Below are 12,725 nucleotides of genomic sequence, written 5' to 3' on the forward strand. Positions count from 1 at the left end.
GGGCAGGTCCTAGTGCTCGACAGCCTTTTCGGCACCTACGCCGGTCAGCGAACGGACCTCCATCTCGGATGCCGTCAGGGGATCCTCGGTTCGCTTGGAGAGGGTTGTCCCCAGCCAGCCGAGGAAGAACGCGAGCGGGATCGAGACGATGCCGGGGTTGCTGAGCGGGAAGAGCGAGAAGTCCGCCCCCTGGATCATCGACTTCTCTCCCCCCGAGACCACCGGCGACAGCGCGATCAGCAGGATCGCCGAGCCGAGGCCGCCGTACATGCTCCACAGCGCGCCCTGGGTGTTGAACTTCCGCCAGAACAGGGAGTAAAGGATGGTGGGAAGGTTCGCGCTCGCCGCAACGGCGAACGCCAGCGCGACGAGGAAGGCGATGTTCTGGCCCGAGGCGCCGATGCCGCCAAGGATCGAGAGCAGGCCGATGACGACAACGGTCCGCCGTGCCACCTTGACTTCGCCGTCGGGGTCGACCTTGCCGCGGCGGACGACGTTCGCGTAGATGTCATGGGCGAACGACGCGGCGGCGGTGATGGTGAGCCCCGCCACCACGGCAAGGATCGTGGCGAACGCGACTGCCGAGATCAGCCCCAGCAGCAGCGGGCCGCCAAGTTCGAAGGCGAGCAGCGGTGCGGCCGAGTTCACCCCGCCGGGGGCGGCGGCGATCCGCTCCGCGCCGATCAGGGCGCTTGCGCCGTATCCGAGCACGAGGGTGAACAGGTAGAACGCGCCAATGAGCCAGATCGCCCAGACCACCGAGCGGCGGGCTTCCTTGGCCGTCGGGACGGTGTAGAAGCGCATGAGCACGTGCGGCAGTGCGGCCGTGCCGAGCACCAGGGCGAGCGCCAGGGAGACGAAGTCGAGCCGGGTCGTTCCGGTGAGGCCGTACTGCAGGCCGGGGCTGGTGATCGCCGCGTTGCCGGAGGTTTCAATTGCGGCGCCGAGCAGGGCGGAGAAGTTGAACCCGTGGATCGCCAGGACCCACACGGTCATGATGAATGCACCCACGATGAGGAGGAAGGCCTTGATGATCTGCACCCAGGTGGTGCCCTTCATGCCGCCGATCAGTACGTAGAGGATCATGAGGATGCCGACAACGGCGATCACGAGGGACTGCCCGACGCGGTCGTCGATGCCCAGCAGCAGCGAGACGAGTCCGCCGGCACCGGCCATCTGCGCCAGCAGGTAGAAGAAGCAGACCGCGAGGGTGGTGATTGCGGCGGCAATCCGGACCGGGCGCTGTTTCAGCCGGAAGGAGAGGACGTCGGCCATCGTGAACTTGCCGGTGTTCCGCAGCAGCTCGGCTACGAGCAGCAGTGCAACGAGCCACGCGACGAGGAAGCCGATCGAGTAGAGGAAGCCGTCATAGCCATTGATGGCGATGGCACCGACGATGCCGAGGAACGACGCCGCGGAGAGGTAGTCACCGGCGATCGCTGTCCCGTTCTGCGGGCCCGTGAACGAGCGGCCGGCCGCGTAGTAGTCGGCCGCGGTCTTGTTGTTGCGGCTTGCCCGAAGCACGATCACGAGGGTAATGGCCACGAACAACCCGAAGATGGTGATGTTCAGCCACGGCTCGCCGACGCGGGTTGACGGCACGGTCTGCAGGGGCAGGATGAGCCCCGTGGTGAGGGAGGTTGTCATTTCGTCCTGCCTGTCGGGTCGTCGAATACCTCGGGGGCCGCTGTCTCAAGCTGGTGGCGGATATCCGCGGCGATGGGATCGAGCCGGCGGTTGGCGTAGCTGACGTACCACATGGTGATGGCGAAGGTGCTCACGAACTGGAGCAACCCAAGGATGATGCCGATGTTGATGTTGCCGAACACCGGGGTCGCCATGAACTCGTGGGCGTAGTCCGCGAGGAGGACGTACGCGAAGTACCACAGCAGGAACACAACGGCCATGGGGAAAACGAAGCTGCGGTGCCGCTTGCGCAGCTCCTTGAACTGCTCGGTGTTCTGGACCTCGGTGAAGTCCACCGGAGGGATCCCGGCGTCATGCGCCGGCGATCCCGCCGCGGACGACGGCGTCCCGGCGTCCGGTTCGATTGGGTGTGAACCCATGATTCCTCCTCTACTCGGGCCGTCACCCCTGCGGAGCCGGCGGCGTTGCCGGGCAGGCTCGGCCCTCCCGTGTGACTCCCATCACTGTGGCGCACGGCCCGCGGCTTTTCCAGCACTGAACGGCTCCTGTCGCCGAGCGCGCAGCCCGCTGCGACGAACGGTCGGCGGGTGCTGGCACGGAGTGCTGACACGGCGGCGGGGCCCCGGGCGGGCGGGGCGCTACTGTAGAGCCATGTTCAGCGCCGCCGTCGACACCGCCCTGGTGTGCGCCATAGCGGTACTGACCCTCGTCGCGGTCGCCGCTGTCGGGTTCCGCCTGACGCGCTCCGCGCGCGAACTGGGATCCGATGCGGACCGGGCCACCTATGCAACCCTCCACACCGCGGCCCTCGCCTCCGAGCACCTCCGCGAGGGTCTGACGCCGGCGGGTGCCTCAAAGGCCAGCCGCCATCTGCGGGGCCTGCTTCACTGCGACACCCTTGTGATCACCGACGAGGACGCCGTCCTGGGCTGGGACGGGACCCGCACCGTGCCCGGCCAGTACATGGAACTCGTCCGGGAGGTGCTCGGATCGGGGCGCACGCAGATCATCCGGCGCACACAGCTCGACGCGGCACGGCTGCCGGGGGAAGGCGAGCTGGTCGTCTCACCGATCCGGGTGGACAAGCGCGTTGTCGGCACTGTCGGGGCGTTCGCCCCCGACGCCAGCGCCGGCCTGGTCCGCGCCGTCAACGAGCTCGCCGGCTGGGTCTCCACCCAGGTCGAACTGGCCGAACTGGACTCGTCGCGCCGCCTGCTCATCGAGGCCGAGGTCCGTGCCCTCCGGGCGCAGATCAGCCCCCACTTCATCTACAATTCGCTCAACGCCATCGCCTCATTCATCAACACCGACCCGGAGCGGGCGCGGGATCTGGTGGTGGAGTTCGCCGACTTCACCCGGTACTCCTTCCGCCGCCACGGCGACTTCACGACGGTCGCCGAGGAACTCCGCAGCATCGACCGGTACCTTCTGCTCGAACGCGCCCGGTTCGGAGACCGGCTCAAGGTTTCGCTCGAGATCGGGCCGGAGGTGCTCAGCACGGTGATCCCGTTCCTGAGCCTCCAGCCGCTTGTCGAAAATGCGGTGCGCCACGGCCTCGAATCGAAGGACGGCGTGGGCCATATTTCGATCACCGCCCACGACGCCGGCGCCTTCGCCGAGGTCACGATCGAGGACGACGGCGTGGGCATCGAACCCGAGCATCTCCGCTCCGTGCTGGCCGGGCACACCGAGGGCGTCCACGTGGGCCTGCGCAATGTCGACGCGCGGCTCCGCCAGGTGTACGGCGACGACCACGGCCTCATTATCGACACCGCACCCGGAGCCGGCACCCTGATCACCCTGCGGGTTCCCAAATCGCAGCCCGGCCACCACACCTGACCGCGTAACCTAGGGTTCATGGTCAATGTGGTCATCGCCGACGATGAGCTTCCCGCTGTCGAGGAACTCGCCTTCCTGCTGTCCAAGGACCCACGGGTCGGGGCGATCCACAGGGCCTCAAGCGGCGCCGAGGCGCTGAGCGCGCTTGAGAAGCACGACGTCGACGCATTGTTCCTCGACATCCACATGCCCGCACTGTCCGGGCTCGACCTCGCGCGGGTCATTGCGGGTTTCCCCAAGCCGCCCGCCGTCGTGTTCGTCACCGCCGACGAGGACCGCGCCGTCGAGGCCTTCGAGCTGCGTGCGGTCGACTACCTCCTGAAGCCCGTGCGGCGGGAGCGGCTGGCGGAGTCGGTGCGAAGGATCTGCGAGCTGGCAGCAGGTGGCACCCCAGCACCCGAACTCATCACCGTCGATCAGGGCGGGGTCAGCCGCATGATCCGCAGGGACGACGTTCGCTACGTGCAGGCCCAGGGCGATTACGCCCGGCTCCACACTTCGGAGGCGAGCTACCTGATCCGCATCCCCCTCAACGACCTCGAACGGCAGTGGGCGGACGCCGGGTTCCTGCGCACCCACCGGTCCTACCTCGTGGCGATGGATCAGGTCCGCCTCGTGCGCATCAACGCAGGCCGGGCCAGCGTCATGGTCGGCAACGCCGAGCTCCCGGTGAGCCGGCGCCATCTTCCGGACCTGCGCGGCAAGCTCGAAGCAACACGCCTGCGCCCGGGCCAGTAGAGGCCCGGATGCCCGACCCCCGAACGCCCGGTCCCCTGCCCGGCGGGCCCGCTCAGCCCGTGCCGGAGGCGACGCCTGCCGGTCCGCCGCCGCCGCGGGTACGCGTAACCGCGCCGCGCACCAGCGCCCGGCCGAGCAGCGGCGCGTTCCCGGTGACGCGCGAACTCGAGGAACACTCGGAGGTCGGCGAGGTCTTCGTTGCCTCCCTCATCCGATCCCAGCTGCGCCTGGCCCTTGTGGTCGCTGGAGGATTCCTGCTGATCCTCATCGGGATTCCGGTGCTCCTTGGTCTGTTCCCCGCCATCAACGAGGTGTCGGTGTTCGGCGTACCGGTGCCGTGGCTGCTGCTGGGCGTCGGCGTGTATCCGCTCTCGATCGGCTGCGCAGCACTGTATGTGCGAAGCGCGGCGCGCAACGAGAGACGCTTCAAGGAGCTCATTGGTGAGGGCTGACGGCTCTACCGCGCTGGCCGAAGCGCTCCCCGGATGGGCCGCCGCAGGCCTCAATCCAATGGTGGGGTACACGGCGCTTGCCGTCGTCGCGGCGAGCACGGTGCTGATCGGCATCTACGGGCTCCGCATCTCGCGCACCACAAGCGACTTCTATGTCGCCTCGCGGACCGTCCGGCCGTGGTGGAACGCCTCGGCGATCGGCGGCGAGTACCTTTCGGCGGCGAGCTTCCTCGGTGTTGCCGGCCTGATCCTTGTCTCAGGGGTTGACGCCCTGTGGTTTCCCATCGGCTACACGGCCGGGTACCTGATGCTTCTGCTCTTCGTCGCCGCCCCGCTGCGCAGGTCGGGTGCCTACACCATCCCCGACTTCGCCCAGGCCCGGCTCGAGTCTTTGTGGGCCCGGCGGGTGACGAGCCTGCTCGTCGTCGTGGTCGGCTGGCTGTACATCGTCCCGCAGCTGCACGGTGCGGCGCTGACGGTGAGCATCACCACCGGCCTCCCCTCCTGGGTGGGCCCGCTCGCCGTCGTCGTCGTTGTGTGCGCGAGCGTCATGAGCGGAGGGATGCGTTCGATCACGTTCGTCCAGGCGTTCCAGTACTGGCTCAAGCTCACCGCCCTCGCCGTCCCGGCGGTCTTCATCCTCCTGCGGCTCGGCGCCGAAGGCCAGCCGATCACCGGCGGCGGGGCGGCGTTCACCGCCGACCTGAACGCGACTGCCGGGGCGTCCCTCTATACGACGGTGTCGCTGGTGATCGCGCTGCTGTTCGGAACGCTGGGGCTGCCGCACGTGCTGGTCCGCTTCTACACGAACCCGGACGGCGCCTCGGCCCGGCGCACCACGCTCCTGGTGCTCGGCCTGCTCTCGGTGTTCTACCTCTTCCCCACGGTGTACGGCATCCTGGGCAGGATCCACACCCCCGGCCTTGCCGCGTCCGGGTCGGCTGATGCGACGGTGCTGCTGCTGCCAAGCACCGTCTTCTCCGGCGCCGCGGGCGATCTCCTCTCGGCGCTCGTGACCGCCGGGGCGTTCGCCGCGTTCTTCTCGACGACCAGCGGCCTCGTGGTGTCAATCGCCGGGGTTCTCAGCCAGGAGTTCTTCAAAGGCAGCGTGCGCGGGTTCCAGCGCGCCGCCGTGCTTTCGACGCTCATCCCGCTGGTCCTTGCCCTGCTCACCAGTTCGCTTGCGCTGGCCGGGAGCGTGGGGTCGGTGTTCGCCTTCACCGCCTCGACAATCTGCCCGCTGCTGCTGCTGGGCATTTGGTGGCGCGGGCTGACCGACGTCGGCGCGGTCGCCGGGATGCTTACCGGCGCCGTCCTGTGCGGCGGTTCGATGCTTGCCGCCTCGCTGATGGGACCCGGCGCTGCCGCGGGGTTCGAGTGGCTGAGCCAGCCGGCCCTGTGGACAGTCCCGACCGCGTTCCTGGTCACCGTTGCGGCGTCACGGGCGACACGCGGAAGGCGGCCGGTGAGCGCCTCGCGGGTGCTGGCGAGGCTGCACAGCCCGGAAACGGACTAGCAGCCTGCGTCAGTCGATCGCTGCCATGAGCTCGACGACCCGGTCAAGGAAGGCATCGACCTGGGTCTCTTCGTAGCCTTCCGCTCCGGAGGCTTCACGGAACACGGCCCGGCGCACCACATCGACACTGAGCGGCATGTCGTTCTCGAAGTAGCCGCGGAGCTTCTCGCACAGGGCGTCGACGTCGTCGACATTGTAGCTTGGGCCCTTCTTCCGTGACGACGGACGGCGGAAGCGTTCCCCCGGGGCCCGGCACAGCCTGCCGCGGATCACGGCCGAGGTGCGCCCGATCTGCATGAGCCAGGCGTCTTCGCCCTTCGACTCGATGAGCTGGTCGCGCTCGCGCTGCGCCAGGACGTCCTCAAGCCGGTCGAGGGCCGCATCGACGGCCTGCGGGTTGTAGCCGTCCTTTGCGGGATCGAAGGCCGCGGAGCGCACGTCGGTGCTGGTGACGGGTTCGACGCCGGGTTCAACCGCGTTGTAGAACGCCCGCGCCCGGGTGAGGAAGCGGTCCACCTGCCGGGTGTTGTAGCCGTACTCACGGCGTCCGACGCGCGCGAACGGTGAGCTGCCCTGGCGAGCATCGTCCATGATGAAAGTGTCTTTCTACTGAGACCAAAAGTAGGGTTGGCGGAATCCCCTTCCGCTACAGCAACCCCGGAACCAATGTAGCCGACAGAAGGAACGCCATCGGTGAGGCGAACACGATGGAGTCGAGGCGGTCCATGATGCCGCCGTGCCCGGGCAGGAGGGTTCCCATGTCCTTGACGCCCAGTTCGCGCTTGATCATCGATTCGGCGAGGTCTCCGGCCGTGGCTGCGGCGACGATCGCGACGGCGAGGATCAGCCCCACCCAGAAGGGCTGGTCCAGCAGGAAGACGGCGCACAGCACGCCCACGACCATCGCCCCGCCGACCGAGCCACCGAAGCCCTCCCAGGACTTCTTGGGGCTGATCGCCGGCGCCATCGGGTGTTTGCCGAACATCACGCCGATCAGGTATCCGAAAGTGTCATTGGCCACGACGAGCAGCAGCAGGGTGGCGATCACCAGGTCCCCGCCCGGGGCCTGCAGCAGCAGCATCGCGAAGCTGAGCATGAAGGGAACCCACAGCAGCGTGAAGGTTGCGGCCATGATGCTCCGCGGCGCCTCGGGCGCCGGGTCCAGCGTGCGCCACAGCAGCAGCGCGAGGACGGAAAATACAGCGGCGAACGCAAAGCCTTCCGCTCCCCCGAAGTACGCGGCGAAGGGCAGGGCGACGCTTGCCGCGAGGGACGGGATGACGGGAACGCTGATCCGCCGCACCTCAAGGGCGCGGGCAACCTCCCAGACGCCAACGACGCCGAAGACCGTGACGAGTGCCACGAAAGCGACCGGGACAAGGAACAGGCCCGCGAGCACCGGCACCAGAAGTGCCGCGCCGACCCCGATCGCCGCAGGCAGGTTGCGGCCGGCACGCGAAGGCGCCCCGGGCTCGCGGGGAACCCGGGGTTTCCGCGTGAAGAGTCCGGTACTGCGCTTGCGCGCTTCGCGCAGTTCTCGGCGGGTGGCCCAGGCTACGGCGGGATCGGAGGCCCCGGTTGCCCGCACAGGCTCAGGCTCACTCATTAGACTTCGAGGAGCTCGGCTTCCTTGCGCTTGAGCATGTCGTCGATGGTGTCGGTGTGGGACTTGGTCAGGGCGTCGAGTTCCTTTTCGCCGCGCGAGCCCTCGTCTTCTCCGGCGTCGCCGTCCTTGACGGCCTTATCGAGCCCGTCCTTGGCCTTGCGGCGGATATTGCGCATCGAAATCTTCGCGTCCTCCGCCTTGGTCCGGACGAGCTTGACGTATTCCTTGCGGCGCTCCTGCGTGAGCTCGGGGAGCACCACCCGGATGACGTTGCCGTCATTGGAGGGGTTGGCGCCAAGGTCGGAGTCGCGCAGGGCCCGCTCGATGTCGTTGAGCGCAGCCCGGTCGAACGGGGTGATCAGCAGGGTGCGCGCTTCGGGGTTCTGGAAGGAGGCGAGCTGCTGCAGCGGCGTCGGTGCGCCGTAGTAGCTGACCATGACCTTGGAGAACATCGCAGGGTTGGCCCGCCCGGTCCGCACGGTCGCGAAGTCGACTTTCGCCGCCTCCACGGCCTTGTCCATCTTTTCGGTGGCCTCTAGCAAGATCTCTTCGATCACGATTTCTCCTTAGCTCTGCGTTCAGTTGCCCGGCAACCGGTCCAGTGTTCAATCCTAGTTCACGGGCCGGAGCCCGTGGCCCCGGCTTCCGGGGCCGTGCTGCTAGTTGCTGACGCGGGTGCCGAGCTTCTCGCCGCGGATGGCGCGGGTCACGTTGCCCTCGCCCTCCATGCCGAACACAACCATCTCCAGGTTGTTGTCCTTGCACATGGTCATTGCGGTCTGGTCCATGACGCGGATGTCGCGGCGCAGCGCCTCGTCGTAGGAGAGCGTGATGAGCTTCTCGGCGGTGGGATCCTTGTGCGGGTCGGCGGTGTACACGCCGTCAACCCCGCTCTTGGCCATGAGCACCTCGTCTGCGTGGACCTCGAGGGCCCGCTGGGCGGCGACTGTGTCGGTGGAGAAATACGGCAGGCCCGCACCGGCACCGAAGATGACGACGCGCCCCTTCTCGAGGTGGCGGATGGCGCGCCGCGGGATGTAGGCCTCGGCGACCTGGCCCATGGTGATGGCGCTTTGGACGCGGGTCTCGACGCCTGCCTGCTCGAGGAAGTCCTGGAGGGCGAGGCAGTTCATGACGGTGCCGAGCATGCCCATGTAGTCGGCGCGGGAGCGGTCCATGCCGCTCTGGGAGAGTTCGGCGCCGCGGAAGAAGTTGCCGCCGCCGACGACGATCGCCACCTCGACCTCGCCAACGGTGGCGGCGATCTGCTTGGCGACGGCCCTCACGGTTTCGGGATCGACCCCGAGCTTGCCGCCTCCAAAGACCTCACCGGAGAGCTTCAGGAGCACCCGCCGCCGGCCGTTTTTTCCACCGGTGATTGCCGATTCAAGGTTGTCCATGGTGCCTCCCGGGCATCGAGCAGGTGTGTTCACGCAGTTTGTAAAAAGGATACGGTGCGCCGATTCGGGCGCGAAAAAGGGTGGCCACCACGGGCGGCCACCCTTTCACTTGTTACGACCAGCCGACTTCAGGCCTTAGGCTCCAACGCGGAAGCGGGCGAAGGCCGTGGCCTTCACGCCTGCGTCGCTGAGGACCTGGGCGATCGACTTCTTGGTGTCCTTCGAGAACGGCTGGTCAACCAGCACTGAGTCCTTGAAGAAGCCGGTCAGGCGGCCTTCGACGATCTTGGTGAGCGCAGCCTCGGGCTTGCCCTCGGCGCGTGCGGTTTCCTCGGCGATGCGGCGCTCCGACTCGACGAGGTCCGCGGGAACCTCGTCGCGGGTCAGGTAGGTCGGGGTGTAAGCGGCGATGTGGAGGGCGACGTCGTGAGCGGCCTCGACCGCGGCGTCACCCTCGCCTTCGACGGCGAACAGGACGCCGACCTGGGCGGGGAGGTCCTTCGAGGTGCGGTGCAGGTACGCGTCGACGACGGCGCCTTCAACGCGGGCCACGCGGCGGATGTCGACCTTCTCGCCGAGCAGGGCGCCGGCCTCGATGAGGTGCTCCGACATGGGCCGGCCGTCAACCTCGAAAGCCACAAGCGACTCGACGTCGGTGGCACCGGAGGCGATGGCCGCGTCGAGGACCTTGTTGGAGAAATCGATGAAGGGTCCGGCCTTGGCGACGAAGTCGGTCTCGCAGTTGACCTCGACCATGACGCCGACGTTGCCGTCGACGCGTGCGGCGACGAGGCCTTCAGCGGTGGAGCGTCCCTCGCGCTTGGTTGCGCCCTTGAGGCCCTTGATGCGGATGACCTCGAGTGCCTTGTCGGCGTCGCCGTTGGCCTCGTCGAGGGCCTTCTTCACGTCCATCATGCCGGCGCCGGTGCGCTCACGGAGGGCCTTGATATCAGCGACAGTGTAATTCGCCATGTGAAACTCCTAAGTTCGTGTTGTTCTACAAAGGGGATCCCTGCCGGCGCTGGGCCGGTGGAACATGCGTAAGGGGCGCGGAATCACCCACACCCCTTACGCATTGGGAATTACTTCGAGTCGTCTGCTGCGGTTTCCTCGGCAGGAGCCTCTGCAGCTGCAGGGGCTTCTTCGGCGGCGGGAGCCTCAGCGGCAGGCGCCTCGGCGGCGGGGGCCTCGGCGGCAGGTGCTGCTTCAGCGGCAGGAGCTTCGGCGTTGGCCTCGGCTGCGCCAAGCAGTTCGCGCTCCCACTCGGCGAGGGGCTCTTCGGCTGCTGCCGTGTCGGTGCCGTTGGCGCGGTTGTTGCGGGCGATGAGGCCCTCGGCAACGGCGTCGGCGACAACGCGGGTCAGCAGGTTGACGGCGCGGATGGCGTCGTCGTTGCCCGGGATCGGGAAGTCGACCTCGTCGGGGTCGCAGTTCGTGTCGAGGATCGCGACGACGGGGATGTTGAGCTTCTTGGCCTCGTCGATGGCGAGGTGTTCCTTCTTGGTGTCGACAACCCAGATGACCGAGGGAGCCTTGGTCAGGTTGCGGATACCGCCGAGGTTGCTCTCAAGCTTGGTGAGCTCACGCTTCAGGAGGAGGAGTTCCTTCTTGGTGTGGCCCGAGCCGGCGACGTCGTCGAAGTTGATCTCTTCGAGTTCCTTCATGCGCTGGATGCGCTTGGAAACGGTCTGGAAGTTGGTGAGCATTCCACCGAGCCAGCGCTGGTTGACGTAGGGCTGGCCGACGCGGGTCGCCTGGTCGGCGATTGCTTCCTGGGCCTGCTTCTTGGTGCCAACGAACAGGACGGTTCCGCCGTGGGCGACGGTGGCCTTGACGAACTCGTACGCACGGTCGATGTAGGACAGCGACTGCTGGAGGTCGATGATGTAGATGCCGTTGCGCTCGGTGAAGATGAAGCGCTTCATCTTCGGGTTCCAGCGGCGGGTCTGGTGTCCGAAGTGGACGCCGCTGTCGAGCAGCTGGCGCATTGTTACTACTGGCATGGGATGCCTTTCATTTCAGCAGGGCGTGCGCAGCGCGCTTCCTCTGCTTAGTTGACGGTTGTTAGCGTTCCGCCCAGGTCGGGCGGTACTCCTGGCGCCTGTCCGTTGCTGAGACCCATTCCCCTCCACCGGATTGCTCCGGACCGTTGGAGAAATGGCCCGCTTCGTTACAGAGCGGGTCGCAGGCACGCGTAGTCAGCCTGCCCTGCGCCGCAGCCCCCGGACGAAAGGCCCGATGCCACAGCGAAAACCAGCAAACTGCTCCGTTCAGTGTACTACAGCGGTGTTATTGCCTCGGACACCGCAGGGGCCCGGGAACCGGCGGAACGCCGGTCGCGCGCCGCCCGGCGCGGCTGTTCGGCGTGGTGGAACGGCCGGCGGATGGACGCTCGACGTCGTCGTAGGGTGCCGGCGCACTCCGACCCGTCCGGCGCACTCCGAAACGACAGGCGCACCCCGGATATCGCATGCGCCTATCGCTTTCGGGTGCGTTGATAATGCAGCAGCGGCCGGCACGCGCTTTTCCACATATAGCGGGATTGCTGAGGCCGAAGCCGGCACCCGGTGCATAGTCGGTGATGTGAGAGATCATGTCTTTCGGCTACCGCTGGTGCTGGGGCGCCTGCCGCACGGCCAAGGCGCGTCGGCACGAGCGCGGCCGCAGATCGGTGCGCTCGTGCTTGTCCTGGCGGCCGCGCTTCCGTTGCCCGCCGGCCCCTCCTTACTCCCATCCGCGGACGGGCAAGTGGGGGCGGCTTTACATGCCGCGGCCACCCGCACCGACGACGGCGACACCGGGGCACCATCCGATGACCGCGACACCGGGGCACCATCCGATGACCGCGATGCCGGGACGCGGCCCAACGACGGCGGGGCAGGGGCACAGCCAGGTGACGGTAACGCCGCGGCGCGGCCCGCCGACGGCGGGGCAGGAGCACAGCCAGGTGGAGGTAACGCCGTATCCCCTGCCGGTGAGGGACAGCCGCGGACATCAACCGGCTACCGGCACAGCCAACCGCTCGGTGAGGTCCGGCCGAGACCAGCGCCGGGTGGCGCTGCCGGCGGCTACAGCCCACCGTGGTCGTGGCCGCTGCAGCCGGAGGCACGGGTTCTGCGGCATTTCCTTCCGCCGCCCGAACCGTGGCGGGCCGGGCACCGCGGGGTTGACCTCGCAGCCGAGGTTTCAAGGCACGTTTCGAGTCCGGCCGCCGGCAGGGTGCACTTCGCCGGGGTGGTCGTCGATCGTCCGGTGATCACCATCGATCACGGAAACGGACTGCTGAGCACCTTCGAGCCGGTGGCAAGCCCGTTGAAGAAAGGCGACGACGTCGCCGAGGGCGCCGCACTCGGCAGCATCGCCGGCCCCCCGCACTGCCCTCTCCCCTGCGTGCACTGGGGGGTGCGCCGCCACGGCAGCTACGTCAATCCGCTCAGCTTCGTTTCAGACAGGCGCCCCTCAATCCTGCTGCCGCTGAACGGCCCGCCGGGAGCCTGATGGATCACCACCGAGGGGGCAGCATATGA

General features: G+C 67.6%; 13 protein-coding genes. 5 read left to right on the forward strand and 8 right to left on the reverse strand.

Translation table 11 applies throughout. The annotated features are described in order from the left end of the window. Positions 1-9: 9 nt before the first annotated feature. Positions 10-1,647 (reverse strand): solute symporter family protein, encoded by a 1,638-nt coding sequence (locus tag AC4D14_RS16890; RefSeq protein ID WP_490903827.1) that lies wholly within the window; start codon positions 1,645-1,647, stop codon positions 10-12. Then, positions 1,644-2,066, reverse strand: a complete 423-nt coding sequence (locus AC4D14_RS16895) for a DUF485 domain-containing protein (protein ID WP_490903828.1) — start codon at positions 2,064-2,066, stop codon at positions 1,644-1,646. Before AC4D14_RS16895 ends, AC4D14_RS16890 begins: the two co-directional genes overlap by 4 nt. A gap of 232 nt (positions 2,067-2,298) precedes the next feature. On the opposite strand from AC4D14_RS16895, the gene AC4D14_RS16900 reads away from it, so the two are divergent. From AC4D14_RS16900 to AC4D14_RS16915, 4 genes are read left to right on the forward strand one after another with little or no spacing between them, the layout of a single operon-like run. Beyond that, entirely contained in the window at positions 2,299-3,486 is a 1,188-nt protein-coding gene (locus tag AC4D14_RS16900) for a sensor histidine kinase (protein ID WP_490903829.1), read from the forward strand. Positions 3,487-3,504: 18 nt separating this feature from the next. Continuing rightward, entirely contained in the window at positions 3,505-4,224 is a 720-nt protein-coding gene (locus AC4D14_RS16905; RefSeq protein ID WP_490903830.1) for a LytR/AlgR family response regulator transcription factor, read from the forward strand. A gap of 8 nt (positions 4,225-4,232) precedes the next feature. Continuing rightward, positions 4,233-4,676 (forward strand): DUF485 domain-containing protein, encoded by a 444-nt coding sequence (locus tag AC4D14_RS16910; protein WP_490903831.1) that lies wholly within the window; start codon positions 4,233-4,235, stop codon positions 4,674-4,676. Positions 4,677-4,734: 58 nt separating this feature from the next. Next, positions 4,735-6,192, forward strand: coding sequence for a sodium/solute symporter (locus AC4D14_RS16915; RefSeq protein WP_490903908.1), 1,458 nt, complete (start codon positions 4,735-4,737; stop codon positions 6,190-6,192). A gap of 9 nt (positions 6,193-6,201) precedes the next feature. On the opposite strand, the gene AC4D14_RS16920 is transcribed toward AC4D14_RS16915, so the two are convergent. The 6 genes from AC4D14_RS16920 to rpsB form a co-directional block, all read right to left on the reverse strand. After that, positions 6,202-6,783: a DivIVA domain-containing protein gene (locus AC4D14_RS16920; RefSeq protein ID WP_490903832.1), complete on the reverse strand. Its 582-nt coding sequence runs from the start codon at positions 6,781-6,783 to the stop codon at positions 6,202-6,204. 55 nt (positions 6,784-6,838) lie between these two features. Beyond that, positions 6,839-7,798 (reverse strand): phosphatidate cytidylyltransferase, encoded by a 960-nt coding sequence (locus AC4D14_RS16925; protein WP_490903833.1) that lies wholly within the window; start codon positions 7,796-7,798, stop codon positions 6,839-6,841. Beyond that, complete coding sequence (frr, locus tag AC4D14_RS16930) at positions 7,798-8,355, reverse strand: ribosome recycling factor (RefSeq protein ID WP_120166711.1); 558 nt, start codon at positions 8,353-8,355, stop codon at positions 7,798-7,800. Before frr ends, AC4D14_RS16925 begins: the two co-directional genes overlap by 1 nt. Before the next feature lie 102 nt (positions 8,356-8,457). Then, positions 8,458-9,198, reverse strand: coding sequence for a UMP kinase (gene pyrH / locus AC4D14_RS16935; RefSeq protein WP_490903834.1), 741 nt, complete (start codon positions 9,196-9,198; stop codon positions 8,458-8,460). Between the two features lie 135 nt (positions 9,199-9,333). Beyond that, a complete protein-coding gene (gene tsf / locus AC4D14_RS16940) occupies positions 9,334-10,170 on the reverse strand; it encodes a translation elongation factor Ts (protein WP_490903835.1) in 837 nt (278 codons plus the stop codon). A gap of 110 nt (positions 10,171-10,280) precedes the next feature. After that, on the reverse strand, positions 10,281-11,201 hold the full coding sequence (gene rpsB, locus AC4D14_RS16945) for a 30S ribosomal protein S2 (protein ID WP_490903836.1): 921 nt from the start codon (positions 11,199-11,201) through the stop codon (positions 10,281-10,283). 745 nt (positions 11,202-11,946) lie between these two features. Here rpsB and AC4D14_RS16950 point away from each other — a divergent pair. After that, positions 11,947-12,696, forward strand: coding sequence for a murein hydrolase activator EnvC family protein (locus AC4D14_RS16950; protein WP_490903837.1), 750 nt, complete (start codon positions 11,947-11,949; stop codon positions 12,694-12,696). Positions 12,697-12,725 lie beyond the last annotated feature (29 nt).

The organism is Arthrobacter sp. TJ-254, from assembly GCF_058269175.1.

What these genes read in the sequence shown, in the direction of transcription:
- AC4D14_RS16905 (WP_490903830.1), top strand. Translation starts at nt 3,505, where the DNA reads ATGGTCAATGTGGTCATCGCCGACGATGAGCTTCCCGCTGTCGAGGAA.
- AC4D14_RS16910 (WP_490903831.1), top strand. Translation starts at nt 4,233, where the DNA reads ATGCCCGACCCCCGAACGCCCGGTCCCCTGCCCGGCGGGCCCGCTCAG.
- AC4D14_RS16920 (WP_490903832.1), bottom strand. Translation starts at nt 6,783, where the DNA reads ATGGACGATGCTCGCCAGGGCAGCTCACCGTTCGCGCGCGTCGGACGC.
- AC4D14_RS16890 (WP_490903827.1), bottom strand. Translation starts at nt 1,647, where the DNA reads ATGACAACCTCCCTCACCACGGGGCTCATCCTGCCCCTGCAGACCGTG.
- tsf (WP_490903835.1), bottom strand. Translation starts at nt 10,170, where the DNA reads ATGGCGAATTACACTGTCGCTGATATCAAGGCCCTCCGTGAGCGCACC.
- AC4D14_RS16895 (WP_490903828.1), bottom strand. Translation starts at nt 2,066, where the DNA reads ATGGGTTCACACCCAATCGAACCGGACGCCGGGACGCCGTCGTCCGCG.
- rpsB (WP_490903836.1), bottom strand. Translation starts at nt 11,201, where the DNA reads ATGCCAGTAGTAACAATGCGCCAGCTGCTCGACAGCGGCGTCCACTTC.
- AC4D14_RS16925 (WP_490903833.1), bottom strand. Translation starts at nt 7,798, where the DNA reads ATGAGTGAGCCTGAGCCTGTGCGGGCAACCGGGGCCTCCGATCCCGCC.
- pyrH (WP_490903834.1), bottom strand. Translation starts at nt 9,198, where the DNA reads ATGGACAACCTTGAATCGGCAATCACCGGTGGAAAAAACGGCCGGCGG.
- AC4D14_RS16915 (WP_490903908.1), top strand. Translation starts at nt 4,735, where the DNA reads ATGGTGGGGTACACGGCGCTTGCCGTCGTCGCGGCGAGCACGGTGCTG.
- AC4D14_RS16900 (WP_490903829.1), top strand. Translation starts at nt 2,299, where the DNA reads ATGTTCAGCGCCGCCGTCGACACCGCCCTGGTGTGCGCCATAGCGGTA.